Source organism: Paenirhodobacter sp. (genome assembly GCF_050177655.1).
In the GTDB taxonomy this organism is placed as follows: domain Bacteria; phylum Pseudomonadota; class Alphaproteobacteria; order Rhodobacterales; family Rhodobacteraceae; genus Rhodobacter.
Window position 1 is genome coordinate 1 of sequence record NZ_JBFXGV010000043.1, and the last position, 14994, is coordinate 14994.

Annotated in this window: 14 protein-coding genes; 8 read left to right on the forward strand and 6 right to left on the reverse strand. The window is 65.8% G+C overall.

Annotation, left to right across the window (positions count from 1 at the left end; all coding sequences use genetic code 11):
* Window positions 1-1841 (reverse strand): glycogen/starch/alpha-glucan family phosphorylase (glgP, locus tag AB7U46_RS13855; RefSeq protein ID WP_428337598.1); only part of this gene is annotated, 1841 nt, incomplete at its 3' end.
* Window positions 1842-2093: 252 nt separating this feature from the next.
* Window positions 2094-3149, reverse strand: coding sequence for a sensor histidine kinase (locus AB7U46_RS13860; protein WP_428337571.1), 1056 nt, complete (start codon window positions 3147-3149; stop codon window positions 2094-2096).
* Window positions 3150-3383: 234 nt separating this feature from the next.
* Here AB7U46_RS13860 and AB7U46_RS13865 point away from each other — a divergent pair, with 234 nt between their 5' ends.
* Window positions 3384-3716 carry a hypothetical protein gene (locus tag AB7U46_RS13865; protein ID WP_428337572.1) on the forward strand — a complete coding sequence of 111 codons (333 nt, stop codon included), beginning with the start codon at window positions 3384-3386 and terminating at the stop codon, window positions 3714-3716.
* A 19-nt stretch (window positions 3717-3735) separates the two neighbouring features.
* Here AB7U46_RS13865 and AB7U46_RS13870 read toward each other — a convergent pair whose 3' ends face one another.
* The 3 genes from AB7U46_RS13870 to AB7U46_RS13880 are packed head-to-tail and all read right to left on the reverse strand — an operon-like array spanning window position 3736 to window position 5777.
* Window positions 3736-4257, reverse strand: coding sequence for a gamma carbonic anhydrase family protein (locus tag AB7U46_RS13870; RefSeq protein ID WP_428337573.1), 522 nt, complete (start codon window positions 4255-4257; stop codon window positions 3736-3738).
* A complete protein-coding gene (gene gmk / locus AB7U46_RS13875) occupies window positions 4254-4895 on the reverse strand; it encodes a guanylate kinase (RefSeq protein WP_428337574.1) in 642 nt (213 codons plus the stop codon). Before gmk ends, AB7U46_RS13870 begins: the two co-directional genes overlap by 4 nt.
* 3 nt (window positions 4896-4898) lie before the next feature.
* A complete protein-coding gene (locus tag AB7U46_RS13880; RefSeq protein ID WP_428337575.1) occupies window positions 4899-5777 on the reverse strand; it encodes a YicC/YloC family endoribonuclease in 879 nt (292 codons plus the stop codon).
* Window positions 5778-5989: 212 nt separating this feature from the next.
* Here AB7U46_RS13880 and AB7U46_RS13885 point away from each other — a divergent pair, with 212 nt between their 5' ends.
* Window positions 5990-6733, forward strand: a complete 744-nt coding sequence (locus AB7U46_RS13885; RefSeq protein WP_428337576.1) for a PAS domain-containing protein — start codon at window positions 5990-5992, stop codon at window positions 6731-6733.
* Between the two features lie 100 nt (window positions 6734-6833).
* Here the strand turns inward: AB7U46_RS13885 and AB7U46_RS13890 are convergent, their stop codons facing one another.
* The gene (locus AB7U46_RS13890) at window positions 6834-8204 is read right to left on the reverse strand and encodes a class II 3-deoxy-7-phosphoheptulonate synthase (protein ID WP_428337577.1); all 1371 of its coding nucleotides are present in this window, start codon (window positions 8202-8204) and stop codon (window positions 6834-6836) included.
* Between the two features lie 304 nt (window positions 8205-8508).
* On the opposite strand from AB7U46_RS13890, the gene AB7U46_RS13895 reads away from it, so the two are divergent.
* The 6 genes from AB7U46_RS13895 (at window position 8509) to AB7U46_RS13920 (ending at window position 14867) form a co-directional block, all read left to right on the forward strand.
* Window positions 8509-9507 carry a GlxA family transcriptional regulator gene (locus tag AB7U46_RS13895; RefSeq protein WP_428337599.1) on the forward strand — a complete coding sequence of 333 codons (999 nt, stop codon included), beginning with the start codon at window positions 8509-8511 and terminating at the stop codon, window positions 9505-9507.
* Window positions 9508-9673: 166 nt separating this feature from the next.
* Complete coding sequence (locus AB7U46_RS13900) at window positions 9674-10858, forward strand: ABC transporter substrate-binding protein (protein WP_428337578.1); 1185 nt, start codon at window positions 9674-9676, stop codon at window positions 10856-10858.
* A 105-nt stretch (window positions 10859-10963) separates the two neighbouring features.
* Entirely contained in the window at window positions 10964-11752 is a 789-nt protein-coding gene (locus AB7U46_RS13905; RefSeq protein WP_428337579.1) for an ABC transporter ATP-binding protein, read from the forward strand.
* 52 nt (window positions 11753-11804) lie between these two features.
* On the forward strand, window positions 11805-12509 hold the full coding sequence (locus AB7U46_RS13910) for an ABC transporter ATP-binding protein (RefSeq protein WP_428337580.1): 705 nt from the start codon (window positions 11805-11807) through the stop codon (window positions 12507-12509).
* A gap of 1 nt (window position 12510) precedes the next feature.
* Entirely contained in the window at window positions 12511-13518 is a 1008-nt protein-coding gene (locus AB7U46_RS13915; RefSeq protein WP_428337581.1) for a branched-chain amino acid ABC transporter permease, read from the forward strand.
* Window positions 13515-14867 carry a branched-chain amino acid ABC transporter permease gene (locus AB7U46_RS13920; RefSeq protein ID WP_428337582.1) on the forward strand — a complete coding sequence of 451 codons (1353 nt, stop codon included), beginning with the start codon at window positions 13515-13517 and terminating at the stop codon, window positions 14865-14867. Before AB7U46_RS13915 ends, AB7U46_RS13920 begins: the two co-directional genes overlap by 4 nt.
* Window positions 14868-14994 lie beyond the last annotated feature (127 nt).

A 14994-nucleotide genomic window follows, 5' to 3' on the forward strand; every position in this document is an offset into this window, starting at 1 on the left:
CCCGCGGTCGAGAACTGTTCCGACCGGGCCGCGGCCGGGATCAGCCGCTCCGCCATCGAGACGTTGTAATTCGCCGGGTAGATGATCTTGAGCCGCCCGTCGACATAGGGATCCGCTTTAACAACGGTCGCCACGTCATTGATAAGGCGAATGATTTCCTTCGCGGCCTGATAGCCGGGCGCGGCCTTGCCGCCAAAGATCTTGACCCGCGGCTGATAGGTGGCGAGCGGGTTTTCCCGGATCTCGTGCCATTCCGCGATCGTCTGCAGGATGTTGAGCAGCTGCCGCTTGTATTCGTGGATCCGCTTCACCTGCACGTCGAAGATCGCGTCGGGATCGACCTTGACCCCCTGGGTCTGCCCGATCCAGTTCGAAAGCGCCACCTTGTTGGTGCGTTTCGCCGCTGCAAAAGCGTCGCGGAAGCCCTTGTCCTCGATCGGTTTTTCCAGCTCGCGCAGACGGTCGAGATCGGCCTCCCAGCCGGAGCCGATGGTCTCCGTCACCAGTTTCGAGAGCGTCGGGTTCGCCATCCGCATCCAGCGTCGCGGGGTGACGCCGTTCGTCTCGTTCACGATCCGGTCGGGGTGCAGCGCGTGCAGCTCGGGAAAGAGGTTCTGCTTGATCAGTTCGGTATGCAGCGCCGAGACGCCGTTGACCTTATGCGCGGTGATGAAGGCGAGCTCGCCCATCCGCACCTCGTGATGCTTCACGATGCCGACGTAATGCGGCCGGCTCGGGTTCGTCTTCAGATGCCAGGCGTCGATCTCCTCGACGATCTGCATGTGGCGCGGCAGCACCGAGCCCATCAGATAGGTCGCCCAGCGTTCCAGCGCCTCGGGCAGGAGCGTGTGGTTGGTATAGCCAAGGCAGCTCACCGCGACCTCGATCGCCTTGTCGAACTCCATCCCGTGCAGATCGGCGAGGATGCGCACGAGCTCCGGCCCCGCGATCGCCGGATGGGTATCGTTCATCTGGATCGCGACATGTTTCGCCAGATCCTCAAGCTTGTAGCCGCCCGAGCGATGCCGCCGGATGATGTCGTGCAGCGCGGCGCCGGTCAGGAAATATTCCTGCTTCAGCCGCAGCTCCTTGCCCTGATAGGTGGTGTCGTCAGGGTAAAGCACGCGGCTCAGCGTGCGCGCGAGCGCCTCGGGCTCGGCCGCGGCGGCATAGTCGCCATGGTTGAACCGCGCCAGATCGAAGAGCGTCGTCGGTTTCGCCGACCACAGCCGCAGCGTGTTCGCCCATTTCCCCTGCCAGCCGATCACCGGCATGTCGAAAGCCTCGGCGATCACCGTTTCCGAAGGCACCCAATAGGGTTTGCCGTCGCGCTTTTCCACCGTGCCCTTGAAGCCGATCTCATAGGCGGCCTCGGGGCGCTCGAATTCCCAGGGATGGCGCTGCTTGAGCCAGTCCTCCGGCGTTTCCACCTGACGCCCGCCCTCGAAGCGCTGACGGAAGAGGCCGTGCTCGTAGCGGATGCCATAGCCATAGCCCGCGCAGCCCAGCGTCGCCATGCTCTCCATGTAGCAGGCGGCAAGCCGGCCAAGCCCGCCATTGCCAAGCGCGGCATCGGGCTCGTCCTCGACCACCGCGGACCAGTCCTGCCCGAGGCTCTCGATCGCCTCGCGGCAGGCGGCGCGCATGTTGAGGTTGATCGCCGCATCCTCGAGAATGCGCCCGATCAGGAATTCCATCGAGAGATAGTAGACGCGCTTGCGCCCCTGCTCCCAGGTCTGCTTCGTCGCGGCGAACCAGGGTTCGACGATCCGGTCGCGGATCGCGAAGCTGAGCGCCATCCGCCAGTCGTAAACCGAGGCGTGATCGGCATCCTTGCCCATCGTGTAGATCAGATGCCGGAGGATTTCCTGGCGCAGGGTCTCCGCCGTCGGAGCGATAACATCTTTCACGATCGAACCTTTCTGCGGCCTCTTGCCCTGTTGATGGGATCTGCTGCCCCCGGCGTCAAGCCGAACATGACAATCCCCGGGGGCAGTTGCCGCCTTGCCTCTGCATTGCCTGATTCATTGGCAGGCAGATGACAATTCCCGGTAAAGAGCGGTCATTTCCGTCATTTTTTCGGCGCTATTCGCCTATCCGGCCGGCAGAATGACGGAAAAACGGCTTCCCTGGCCCTTTTCGCTCTCGATTTTCAGCCGTCCGCGGTGGCGCGCGACGATGTGTTTCACGATCGCGAGACCAAGCCCGGTGCCGCCCTGTTCGCGCGAGCGATGGGTGTCGACGCGGTAGAACCGCTCGGTCAGCCGCGGCAGATGCATCGCGTCGATCCCCTCGCCGCGATCGGCCACCGTGACCTTGAGCGCCGGGCCGCGCAGCACCGGCTCATGCGCGATCTTCGTGACCTCGACCCGCACCTCGCCGCCCGAGCCGCCGTATTTGATCGCGTTCTCGATCAGGTTGGAAAACACCTGCATCAGCTGATCGGGGTCGCCCGGGCAGCGCAGCGCGCCGGTCTCGCCCTCGCGGATCAGCTGCACCCCGGCGGGTTCGGCGACAGGCGCGAGGGTCTGCATCGCGCCCTTGAGCACCACGGAAAGGTCGACCGAGCCGGTCGGGCGCCGCCGCTCGTCCGATTCGACGCGGCTGAGCGAAAGCAGATCGCCCACCAGCCGGTTCATCCGCCCCGCCTCGCGCCCCATGATCGAGAGGAACCGGTCGCGCGCGACCGGGTCATCCTTGGCCGCGCCGCGCAGAGTCTCGATGAAGCCCATCAGCGCGGTGAGCGGCGTGCGCAGCTCGTGGCTGACATTGGCGACGAAATCGCGCCGCATCGCCTCCGCCTCCTCGAGCGCGGTGATGTCCTCGAGTCCGATCGTCGCGCCGCCCTGCGGCAATTCGAGCGCCGGATCGGCCGGCATCGGCGCGACCGAGGCCATCACCACCATCTCGCGCCCCTTGGCGGAGATGCGCGCGCGCACCCGCTGGCTTTCGCCGCGGCGCAGCGCGGCCTCCAGCGCCTCGCCCAGCGCGGGCTGGCGCAGCACGGTGACGAAGAGCTTGCCCGCCAGATCCCCGCCCAGAAGCCGGAGCGCCGCCGCATTGGCCCAAAGGATCTTTTCCTGTGCGTTTATCAGCAGGATCGGAAACGGAACCGCCTCTGCCAGAGCGATTGTCGACAAATTCTGCATGTTTCACTCCTCCAGGCGGTGGCGAGGCTTGACCAAATCGCGCCCGGAGTAAACCATGCATTCACGATATTGAGCGTACAGGGTGAGGGGGCTAAACCTGCGCGCGAAATTTGAGAATTGATACCCGCAATGGAGGAATACCCTCCTGCGGCCCAACCGGACCGTTAAATGCCTCCGCCCTCGTATCTGCCCGATGGGAAGCCTCCGAGCCGAATGAGTTTCGGCGAAAGCTTCGTGGGACGCCGCATTCTCGTCGTCGAGCCGCAGCAGGCCCTGCCGCGGACTCTGCGCGGGGTCGCCGGGGCGCAGGTGATGGTGACGCAGTTCCGCACGCTCGACCGCAAGCTGATCGAGCGCATGGAGCCGGAGGTGGTGCTCGCCCCGCTCTTCGCCCCCGATCACGACATTCTCGACGTCGCTCGCCGGCTCGACCGTCTCGGCTATACCGGCGCGCTTTGCGCCTATTCGCCGCCGCTGCCCGACACCGCGCTGGTGCGCGCCGAGGTGCGGCAGATCTGGGGTGACCGGGCCTTCGAGATCTTCGAAATCCCGCGCCATCATCACTGAGTCAGGGCTTCGCCTAGGCTCAGCCGAGCGCGCGCAGCCCCTTCGCGTAACGTGCCGCATTGGCGCGGTAATGCGCCGCCGATTTCAGCAGCCGCGCCTGCGCCGCCTCGTCGAGGCTCCGCACCACCTTGCCCGGCGCGCCCATCACCAGGCTGAAATCCGGGATCTCCTTGCCCTCGGTGATCAGCGCTCCCGCCCCGATCAGGCAGCCGCGGCCGATCTTCGCGCCGTTGAGCACCGTCGCCCCCATGCCGATCAGCGAGCCCGCACCGATGATGCAGCCGTGCAGCATCGCCTTGTGGCCGATCGTGCAATCCGGCCCGATCACCAGCGGATAGCCCATGTCGGTGTGACACACGACATTCTCCTGCACGTTCGAGCCGCGCCCGACGCGGATCTCCTCATTGTCGCCGCGCAGCGTGCAGCCGAACCAGACCGAGGCCTCGTCCTCGAGCACCACCTTGCCGATCAGATTGGCGTCGGGGGCGACCCAGGCGCCCTGCCCCAGTTCCGGAGCGATCCCGTCAAGTTCATAGATCATCGCGCTTCAAACTCCCTGTTCAGCTCGCGCACGAAGTCGTTCAGCCAGGGCTGACGATCCGCCCGCGCGCGCTCGGCGCGCAGGATCGTGCGCAGCTCCTCCTCCGCCTGATCGGCATCGTGATTCACGATCACATAATCATATTCCGCCCAATGGCTGATTTCATCGCGGCTTTTCGCCATCCGCGCGGCAATCACCTCGTCGCTGTCCTGCGCGCGCGTGCGCAGCCGCGCCTCGAGCTCGGCGATCGAGGGCGGCAGGATGAAGATCGAGATCACCTCCTTGCCGAGATCGGACCGCCGGATCTGCTGCCCGCCCTGCCAGTCGACGTCGAAAAGCGTGTCGCGCCCGGCCTTCATCGCCGCCTCGACCGGCGCCTTCGGCGTGCCGTAGAAATTGCCGAAGACCTCGGCATGTTCGAGCATCTCGCCATTCGCCACCATCGCCTCGAAGTCGTGCTTGGTGCGGAAATAATATTCGACGCCATCGGTCTCGCCCGGGCGCGGGCTGCGCGTCGTCGCCGAGACGGAAAAGCTCAGCGTCGGATCCCAGCCCATCAGCCGCTTCGCGAGGGTGGATTTCCCCGCGCCGGACGGCGAGGAGAGGATGATCAGAAGGCCGCGCCGGGTCTGGCTCATGGCTCACTCCACGTTCTGGATCTGCTCGCGCATCTGGTCGATCACCGCCTTGAGGTCAAGCCCGATCGCGGTGAGCCGGGTGGAGCCCGATTTCGAGCAGAGCGTGTTCGCTTCGCGCACGAATTCCTGGGTGAGGAAGTCGAACTTGCGCCCGACCGGCGCGGTCTCGACGAGAAGCGCGCGCGCCGCCTTGATATGGGCGCGCAGACGGTCGATCTCCTCGGTGACATCGGCCTTCACCGCGAGCATCGCAAGCTCCTGCGCGACGCGCTGCGGATCGGCGCCGGGCGCGCCCGCCATCACCCGAGCGAGCGCCGCGGTGAGCGCCGTCTCCGCCTCCGGCCGCCGCGCCTCGGCTGCGACCTCGGCGGCGTCGGTCAATGTGGCGATCCGGTCGATCTGCGACTCGAGCACATGCCCGATTTCGGCCCCCTCCGCCGCGCGCATTGCCGCAAAATCGCCCAGAACTGTTTGCAAATCCTTTACCAAGGCCGCCCTGAGGCGCGCCGGATCGGCCAGTTCGGGCAGGCTCGGGTCGATCACCCCGCGCAGGGTGAGCAGGTCCGCCGCCCGGCTCGGCGCGAGCACGAGACCGCGGTCGCGCGCGGCCTCCTCGATCTCGATCACCGCCGCCACGGCCGCCCGCGCGCCGCCCGGAGACAGGCGCAGCCCCTCCCCGACCTCGTGCCGGGTAAGTTTCAGATTCACCTGAATATTCCCGCGCGCCGCAACGCGCGAAACCGCCGCGCGCACCTCCGTTTCAAGCCCTTCGAGCTCGGGCAGGCGCAGCCGCAGGTCGAGCCCCTTGCCGTTCACGGCGCGGATTTCCCAGCTCCAGTCATGGCCCTCGCCCGAGCCGCCGAGCGCAGCGAATCCGGTCATCGAAACGGTGCGGGGCGGCGTGCGCGGGTGTTCGGCGGGCTTAACCATTTAAGACTTTAGTTCCCCATAAGGCAGAAAAAAGGCGTATTAAGACTTCAGTAAGGATTTCGCTCCCGGGGTCAACAGAAAGACCCGCATCCGCCGAAGGCGAGGAGCCTCAGAACAGTCAGGCCGCGGAGATTTCCGCACATGCCGACAGGATGGATGCTATGATGGAACGTGATATCGACACACTGGAGAAGATCGTCCGCATGGATCAGCGGTCTGGCCTCGGGCGTCGCGTGGCGGCGGAACTGCGTGCCTATTGGGAAGGGCTGCGGCGCGGGCGCGCGCTGCCGATGCGCTCCGACGTGGATCCGCGCGGGATCGAGCGGGCGCTGGAATACGCCTTCATCCTCGAGCGCGTGGCGCCGGGCATGGGCCGTTTCCGCCTCGCGGGGATGCATCTGAACGACCTGATGGGGATGGAAGTGCGCGGCATGCCGCTCACCGCCTTCTTCGCCCCGCCCGCCCGCAAGCGCATCGCCGAGGCGACCGAAGCGGTGTTCCAGGGCCCCTCGGTGGCGGAACTCGTGCTTTCCTCCGAAAGCGGCATCGGCAAGCCGCCGCTGACCGCGCGCCTGATCCTGCTGCCGCTGCGCTCGGATCTGGGCGACGTGACGCGGGTGCTCGGCTGCCTCGTCGCCGAGGGCGAGAACATCGGCCGCACTCCGCGCCGCTTCGAGGTCGAGGGCGCCGACATCCAGCAGGTGGTGACCGGCATGCCGACGCCCTCCGAGCTGCCCAAACCGGTCAGCCCCGAGGTACTCGGCTTTGCCGAGGAGGCCGCGCCGCGCTTCGGCGTGCCGCCGCGCAAGGCGCCCGAAGCGCCGCGCGCCGCCGTCCCCGCCGGGCTTGCGACCCGCTCCCCCGAAGAACGCCGCGCGATGTTCCGCGTGGTGAAATCCGAAGAGTGACCCCCGTTTTCGCGCATGTCAGAGCGCAGAAGGCCCGGCAGAACGCCGGGCCTTTTCATTTCCATTCCAATCGCTTGCGAGGCGAAGTTGAGACTTCGGTTTAAAGTCCCGCGGCCTTGCGCATCTCGCGCCGGTCACGCAGCTCTTCCGCCACGAGGAAGGCGAGTTCGAGCGATTGCGAGGCGTTCAGCCGCGGATCGCAGGCGGTGTGGTAGCGGCTCGAGAGATCCTCGTCCGAGACCGCGCGCACGCCGCCGGTGCATTCGGTGACGTCCTTGCCGGTCATCTCGAAATGCACGCCGCCGGGGATCGTGCCCTCGGCCTTGTGCACGCCGAAGAACTCGCGCACCTCGCGCAGCACCGAATCGAACGGCCGCGTCTTGAAGCCGGAGGCCGACTTGATCGTGTTGCCGTGCATCGGGTCGCAGGACCAGACGACATTGGCACCCTCTTCCTTCACCGCGCGGATGAGCCGCGGCAGGTGATCGCCCACCTTGCCCGCGCCGAAGCGCGCGATCAGCGTGAGCCGCCCGGCCTCGTTTTGCGGATTCAGCTTGGCCATCAGCACCTTGAGGTCGTCCGCCGTGGTGGTCGGCCCGCATTTGAGCCCGATCGGGTTCTGCACGCCGCGGCAGAATTCGACATGGGCGCCGTCCGGCTGACGGGTGCGGTCGCCGATCCAGATCATGTGGCCCGAGCCCGCGACCGGAACGCCGGTGGTGCTGTCGATCCGGCACAGCGCCTCTTCATATTCCAGCAGCAGCGCCTCGTGCGAGGTGTAGAAATCGACGGTGCCGAGTTCGTGCGCGGTTTCCGAGGTCACCCCCGCCGCCGCCATGAATTCCATCGCCTCGCCGATCTGGTCGGCCACCTTGCGATAGCGCGCGGCCTCTTCGTCGCTGGCGAAACCGGCGATCCAGCTTTGCACCCGGTGGATGTCGGCGTAACCGCCGGTCGAGAAGGCGCGCAGCAGGTTGAGCGAGGCCGCGGCCTGGGTATAGGCCTGCAGCATCCGGTTCGGATCGGGCATCCGCGCGGCGGTGGTCGCCTCGAACCCGTTGATGATGTCGCCGCGGTAGCTCGGGTATTCGACGCCGCCGAGCACCTCGGTCGGGGCGGAGCGGGGCTTGGCGAATTGCCCGGCCATCCGGCCGACCTTGATCACCGGCACTTTCGCGCCCCAGGTGAGCACGATCGCCATCTGCAGCATCACCTTGAAGGTGTCGCGGATATTGTCGGCGGAAAACTCGGCAAAGCTCTCGGCACAGTCGCCGCCCTGCAGCAGGAAGGCCTCGCCCTTCGCCGCCTTGGCGAGATCCGCCTTCAGCCGGCGCGTTTCGCCCGCGAAGACGAGCGGCGGCATCTTGGCGAGCTGCGCCTCGACGGCATGGAGCGCGGCCTGATCGGGATAATCGGGCATCTGCACCCGCGGTTTCGCGCGCCAGTCCGACTTCGTCCACATCTTGCCCATTTTTTCCTCCGAGCCTTTCGCAGTCCGTGCCTTATAAGGTGCGGAACGCGACTTGACCAACCTGTTTTTCATGGCGGGGAAATCGCTCTGCGCGCCGGCGTGCGGCCGCCAGCGCAGAGCCCCTTGCGGCGGCAGGGATTCCCTGATTGTCTGCGCAAAACGACAGAACCTCAGGTCGCAAATGCGCAAGCCCTCGGCCCTTCCCCGCAGCCATGCCCGCCCCGCCCCCTCGCAGGGCACCGTGCGCCTCGCGCCCTCCGATCGCGCGCGCCGCTATATCTTCCTGCTGCTCGACCGGTTCACGATGATGGCCTTCGCCTCGGCGATCGAGCCGTTGCGCCTGGCGAACCAGGTTTCGGGGCAAAAGCTCTACGCCTGGAAGCTCGCCTCCGAGGACGGCCATGACGTCTCCTGTTCGAACGGCACGGTGATCCGCGTCGACATGGGGCTCGAGGAGATCACGCGCGACGACACCGTGCTCGTCTGCGGCGGCATCGACGTGGTCGAGGCGACGACGAAGCCGGTGCTGAACTGGCTTCGACGCGAGGCGCGGCGCGGCGCGGCGGTGGGCGGTCTTTGCACCGGCGCCTGGTCGGTGGCGAAGGCCGGGCTGCTCGACGGCAAGCGCGCGACGATCCACTGGGAGAACCAGGACAGTTTCTGCGAGGATTTCGAGGAGGTGAAACTCGCGAAATCGGTCTTCGTGATCGACGGCAACCGGCTGACCACCGCGGGCGGCACCGCCTCGCTCGACCTGATGCTGAAGCTCATTGCGCGCGACCACGGCGAGGGGCTCGCCAATACCGTCGCCGACCAGCTGATCTACAACTCGATCCGCACCGATCAGGACAGCCAGCGCCTCTCGATCCCGACGCGGATCGGGGTGCGGCACCCCAAACTCGCCCAGGTGATCGGCCGGATGGAGACGAATATCGAGGAGCCGATCTCGCCCGCGACGCTCGCCTCCGAGGTGGGGATGTCGACGCGCCAGCTCGAACGGCTGTTCCGGCGCTACCTCAACCGCTCGCCAAAGCGCTATTACATGGAGATCCGGCTGCAGAAGGCGCGCAACCTGCTGATGCAGACCGAGATGAGCGTGATCAACGTGGCGCTCGCCTGCGGCTTCGCCTCGCCCTCGCATTTCTCGAAATGCTACCGCGCGCATTACCAGACCACCCCCTATCGCGAGCGCGGCACCTCCGCCGCGGGCGCCGAGGCGGCGGAGGCCGCCGATCTCGCGGCCTTCGAGGGTGACGAATGCGACCTCAGCGACATTGATTTCCCGGAAGAGAAATTCGAGTGATGCAAGCCCGGCTTGAGCTGCACGCAGGGGCCTCGCGCCCTGCGCGAAAAAATTGCCCGAATGGTCGATTTTCGGGCAATTACGTAACGCATCTTTCCTTTTCTTTTGTGCGCGCGGGTTTTAACCTCGCGCGTCAGGACAATGTTCCAACATGGGAGTTGAACGAATGAAAAAGCTTCTTCTGGCCACTGCCGCCGCCGCTCTGGTCGCGGGCGGCGCCTTCGCCGAGGAGGTGAAGATGGGCATCTCGCTCGGCTTCACCGGTCCGCTCGAGTCGATGTCGCCGGGCATGGCGAGCGGCGCGGAACTCGCGATGAAGGAAGTGTCGGATTCGGGCAAGCTCCTGGGCGGTGACACCGTCACCTCGGTGCGCGGCGACTCGACCTGCATCGACGCCGCGGCCGCGACCGCGACCGTCGAACGTCTGATCACCGCCGAAGGCGTGAAGGGCATCGTCGGCGGCATGTGCTCGGGCGAAACCACCGCCTCGCTGCAGAACGCCGCCATGCCGCATGGCATGGTGATGATCTCGCCCTCGGCGACCTCGCCGGCGCTCTCGACGCTCCCCGACAACGGCCTCTTCTTCCGCACCTCGCCGTCCGACGCGCGTCAGGGCGAAGTGATGACCGACGAGATCATGGAACATGGCATCAAGTCGGTGGCGCTCACCTATACCAACAACGACTACGGCAAGGGTCTCGCCGACAGCTTCGCCGCCGCCTATGAGGCGAAGGGCGGCAAGGTCACGATCAACGCCGCGCATGACGACGGCAAGGCCGACTATTCGGCCGAGGTCGCGGCGCTGGCCGCTGCCGGCGGCGATGCGCTGGTGATCGCGGGCTATGTCGACCAGGGCGGTTCGGGCATCCTGCGCGGCGCGCTCGACACCGGCGCCTTCTCGACCTTCGTCTTCCCCGACGGCATGGTCGGCAAGACGCTGGAAGACAACTTCGGCAAGGAAGTCGACGGCTCCTTCGGCCAGTATCCGGCCTCGGAAGGCGAAGGCCACGACAAGTTCCTCGAAATGGCGAAGGCCGCGGGCTTCGACGGTTCCTCGACCTATTCGGCCGAGGCATATGACGCCGCCGCGCTGATGCTGCTGGCGATGCAGGCCGCGAAATCGACCGATCCGAACGTCTACAAGGACAAGGTGATGGACGTCGCCAACGGTCCGGGCGAGAAGATCTATCCCGGCGATCTCGGCAAGGCGCTCGAGCTGATCGCCGAGGGCAAGCCGGTCGATTACGAAGGTGCCACCTCGGTCACGATGATCGGCAATGGCGAAGCCGCCGGCACCTTCCGCGAGATCGAGATCAAGGACGGCAAGATCGAGACGGTGAAATACCGCTGATCGCGCCGCAAGGATCGGAGCAGCCCGGAGCGATCCGGGCTGTTTCCATTACATAACAAAGCCGTAAACGGCATTCTTCATGTAACGCATGAAGTCAGGGGAAGCATGATTAGGGTCGAGAACCTGCACAAGCATTTCGGCGGTTTCCATGCCGTCGATGGCGCCAGCCTCGAGATCGCCAAGGGGTCGATCACCGGGCTGATCGGACCGAACGGCGCCGGCAAATCCACCCTCTTCAACGTCATCGCCGGGGTCTATGAACCGACCTCGGGCACGGTGACGATGGAGGACGAGGACATCACCGGGCTGAAACCGCACCAGCTCTTTCACAAGGGCCTGTTGCGCACCTTCCAGATCGCGCATGAATTCCCGACGATGACGGTGCGCGAGAACCTGATGATGGTGCCCGGCGGGCAGTCGGGCGAGCGGCTGATGAACGCCTGGCTCGGCCGCGGACGGATCGCGCAGGAGGAGGCCGCCCTTCTGAAGAAGGCCGACGAAGTTCTTGATTTCCTGACCATTTCCCATCTGAAAGACGAACGCGCCGGCAATCTCTCGGGGGGCCAGAAAAAGCTCCTGGAGCTTGGCCGCACGATGATGGTCGAGGCGAAGATCGTCTTCCTCGACGAGGTCGGTGCCGGTGTGAACCGCACGCTTCTTAACACGATCGGCGATGCGATCGTGCGGCTGAACAAGGAACGCGGCTACACTTTCTGCGTGATCGAGCACGACATGGATTTCATCGGCCGGCTCTGCGATCCGGTGATCGTGATGGCCGAGGGCAAGGTTCTGGCCGAGGGCGCGCCCGACACGATCATGCAGAACGAGGCGGTGATCGAGGCCTATCTCGGCCGCGGGCTCAAGAACAAGGTCAAGGCGGAGGCCGGGGCATGACTGGATTTTTCCTGATCAAACAGGGCGTTATCGGCTGTTTTGGAGGTTTCGCATGAGCTTCCTCGACGCCTCCCACATGACCGGCGGCTATGGCGCCGCCGATATTCTGCACGACTGCACCCTCAAGGTCGAGAAAGGCCAGATCGCGGTGATCGTTGGCCCGAACGGCGCCGGCAAGTCGACCGCGATGAAGGCGGTCTTCGGCATGCTGAAGCTGCGCCAGGGCGCGGTGATGCTCGACGGCGAGGACATCACGAAACTCTCCCCGCAGGAGCGCGTGCGCAAGGGCATGGGCTTCGTGCCGCAGGTGAACAACGTCTTCCCGACGATGTCGGTCGAGGAAAACCTCGAAATGGGCGCCTTCATCCGCACCGACGATTTCCGCGACACGATGGAACAGGTTTACGACCTCTTCCCGATCCTGCGCGAGAAGCGCTTCCAGAACGCGGGTGAACTCAGCGGCGGGCAGCGCCAGCAGGTCGCTGTCGGCCGTGCGCTGATGACGAAGCCGAAACTCCTGATGCTCGACGAGCCCACCGCGGGCGTTTCGCCGATTGTGATGGATGAGCTTTTCGACCGCATCATCGAGGTCGCCCGCACCGGGATCTCGATCCTGATGGTGGAACAGAACGCAAGGCAAGCCCTTGAAATCGCGGACATGGGCTATGTGCTCGTGCAGGGCGCGAACCGCTACACCGACACCGGCGCGGCGCTGATGGCCGACCCCGAGGTCCGCCGCACTTTCCTGGGGGGCTGAGATGGACATCCTCGACGCGCTGGTCGCGATTTTGAATTACGTCGTGGTGCCCGCCACCGCCTATGGCGCGCAGCTCGCGCTTGGCGCGCTTGGCGTGACGCTGATCTACGGCATCCTCCGCTTCTCGAACTTCGCCCATGGCGACACGATGGCCTTCGGCACGGCGATGGTGATCCTCGTCACCTGGGCGTTTCAGGCCGCGGGCATTTCCTTCGGGCCGCTGCCCACCGCCCTGCTCGCCCTGCCCTTCGGCATCGCGGCGACCGCGGCGCTGGTGCTTGGCACCGACAAGCTGGTCTACAGCTATTACCGCAAGGTGCGCGCCGCGCCCGTGGTGCTGACGATGGTCTCGGTCGGCGTGATGTTCGTGATGAACGGGCTCACCCGCGTGGTGATCGGGGTGGACGAGATCAAGTACGACGATGGCGCGCGCTTCCTGATCTCGGCGCGCGAGTTCAAGGCGGCGACGGGCCTCGCCGAGCCGCTCGCAATCCGCTCGACGCAGGCGATCACCCTGGTGACCGCGGCGCTGGTCGTGGCCGCCCTCTTCTGGTTCCTTGCGAAAACCCGCACCGGCAAGTCGATGCGCGCCTTTTCCGACAACGAAGACCTCGCGCTTCTCTCCGGCATCAACCCGAACCGCGTCGTGGCGGTGACCTGGGTGATCGCGGCCGGGCTCGCGACGATCGCCGGCACGCTTTACGGCCTCGATAAAAGCTTCAAGGCTTTCAACTACTTCCAGCTCCTGCTGCCGGTCTTTGCCGCGGCGATCGTGGGCGGTCTTGGCAATCCGCTCGGCGCGATCGCGGGTGGCTTCATCATCGCCTTCTCCGAAGTGGCGGTGACCTATGCCTGGAAGAAGGTGGCGATCTATCTGATCCCCGGCTTCGAGCCCGAGGGCCTGCTGCAACTGCTGTCCACCGAATACAAATTCGCGGTGAGCTTCACGATCCTGATCATCGTGCTGCTGTTCAAGCCCACCGGGCTCTTCAAGGGGAAATCGGTATGAGCACCCGTCAACCTGGCGCCGCCAAGGGCGGCAAGGCGCGCGCGCCGCTCCTCTTTGCGGCGCTGGCCGTTCTCTTCGTGCTCGAGGGCACGGTCTCGAACGCGGCCTTCTCCGGCAACTGGAACAATGCGCTCGGCATTCTCAACGTCGGGCTGATCTCGGCGGTGCTGGCGCTTGGCGTGAACATCCAGTGGGGCTATGCCGGGCTCTTCAACTCGGGTGTCGTCGGCTTTCTGGCGATCGGCGGGCTTGCGCCCGTGCTCGTCTCGATGCCGCCGACCCAGGGCGCCTTCTCGGCGGGCGGCTGGGGCATCCTGATCGCCGCGGTGATCGCGGTGATCACGCTCATCGCCGCCGTGCAGCTTTACCAGCGCATGGCGAAGGGCAAGACCCGCGCGCTCACCGTGACCGCGGTGCTGATCGCGGGCTTCTTCGCCTATCGCGCCGTCTTCGATCCGGCGGTCGCCGCGATCCAGGCGGTGAACTCGGCCTCGGCGGGTTATCTCGGCGGGCTTGGCCTGCCGGTGCTGCTCAGCTGGCCGGTGGGCGGGCTGCTCGCCGCGGGCCTCGCCTGGATCGTCGGCAAGACGGCGCTCGGTCTGCGCTCCGATTACCTCGCCGTCGCCACGCTCGGCATCGGCGAGATCGTCGTCGCGGTGCTGAAGAACGAGGAATGGCTCGACCGCGGCGTGCTGAACGTGAACGGCATTCCGCGCCCCTGGCCGGTGCCCTATGAGGTCGACCTGCAGCATTCCGCCGATTTCGTCGCCCGCGCGGCGAGTCTCGGCCTCGATCCGGTGACCGGCTCGACGATCTTCGTGAAGCTCCTTTACACCGGGCTTTTCGCCGCGGTGCTGCTGCTCCTGATCTGGCTCGCGCAGCTTGCGCTCAACTCGCCCTGGGGCAGGATGATGCGCGCGATCCGCGACAATGAGGTCGCCGCCGCCGCGATGGGCAAGAACGTCACCGGCCGGCATCTGCAGATCTTCATCCTCGGCGGCGCGGTGCTTGGCTTGGCCGGGGCGATGATGATCTCGCTCGACGGGCAGATGACGCCGGCCAGCTACAACCCGCTGCGCTATACCTTCCTGATCTGGGTGATGGTGATCGTCGGCGGTTCGGGCAACAACTGGGGCTCGGTGCTTGGCGGCCTCCTGATCTGGTTCGTCTGGATCAAGGCGGAGATCTGGGGGCCGGAGCTGATGGGCCTCGTCACCTCCCATCTGGGCGAGGGCGTGGTGAAGGCGCATCTGATCGATTCGGCGCCGCATATGCGCCTTGTGATCATGGGGGTGATCCTGCTTGCGGTGCTGCGCTTCAGCCCGCGCGGGCTCCTGCCTGAAAAATGAAGGAAGGGGGGCGCCGCCCCCCTTTGCCTTCGGCAAATCCCCCCGAGGTATTTCGGGCAAGATGAAGACGACCGATGCCTTTCATCTTGCCGAAAATACCTCGGGGGAGGCGCCGCAGGCGCCGGGG

Excerpts from the sequence above, each read along its gene's own strand:
- AB7U46_RS13905 (WP_428337579.1), top strand. The coding sequence starts at position 10,964 with ATGATTAGGGTCGAGAACCTGCACAAGCATTTCGGCGGTTTCCATGCC.
- AB7U46_RS13920 (WP_428337582.1), top strand. The coding sequence starts at position 13,515 with ATGAGCACCCGTCAACCTGGCGCCGCCAAGGGCGGCAAGGCGCGCGCG.
- AB7U46_RS13900 (WP_428337578.1), top strand. The coding sequence starts at position 9,674 with ATGAAAAAGCTTCTTCTGGCCACTGCCGCCGCCGCTCTGGTCGCGGGC.
- AB7U46_RS13890 (WP_428337577.1), bottom strand. The coding sequence starts at position 8,204 with ATGGGCAAGATGTGGACGAAGTCGGACTGGCGCGCGAAACCGCGGGTG.
- AB7U46_RS13860 (WP_428337571.1), bottom strand. The coding sequence starts at position 3,149 with ATGCAGAATTTGTCGACAATCGCTCTGGCAGAGGCGGTTCCGTTTCCG.
- AB7U46_RS13895 (WP_428337599.1), top strand. The coding sequence starts at position 8,509 with ATGATGGCCTTCGCCTCGGCGATCGAGCCGTTGCGCCTGGCGAACCAG.
- AB7U46_RS13880 (WP_428337575.1), bottom strand. The coding sequence starts at position 5,777 with ATGACCGGATTCGCTGCGCTCGGCGGCTCGGGCGAGGGCCATGACTGG.
- AB7U46_RS13915 (WP_428337581.1), top strand. The coding sequence starts at position 12,511 with ATGGACATCCTCGACGCGCTGGTCGCGATTTTGAATTACGTCGTGGTG.
- AB7U46_RS13910 (WP_428337580.1), top strand. The coding sequence starts at position 11,805 with ATGAGCTTCCTCGACGCCTCCCACATGACCGGCGGCTATGGCGCCGCC.
- AB7U46_RS13870 (WP_428337573.1), bottom strand. The coding sequence starts at position 4,257 with ATGATCTATGAACTTGACGGGATCGCTCCGGAACTGGGGCAGGGCGCC.
- AB7U46_RS13885 (WP_428337576.1), top strand. The coding sequence starts at position 5,990 with ATGGAACGTGATATCGACACACTGGAGAAGATCGTCCGCATGGATCAG.
- gmk (WP_428337574.1), bottom strand. The coding sequence starts at position 4,895 with ATGAGCCAGACCCGGCGCGGCCTTCTGATCATCCTCTCCTCGCCGTCC.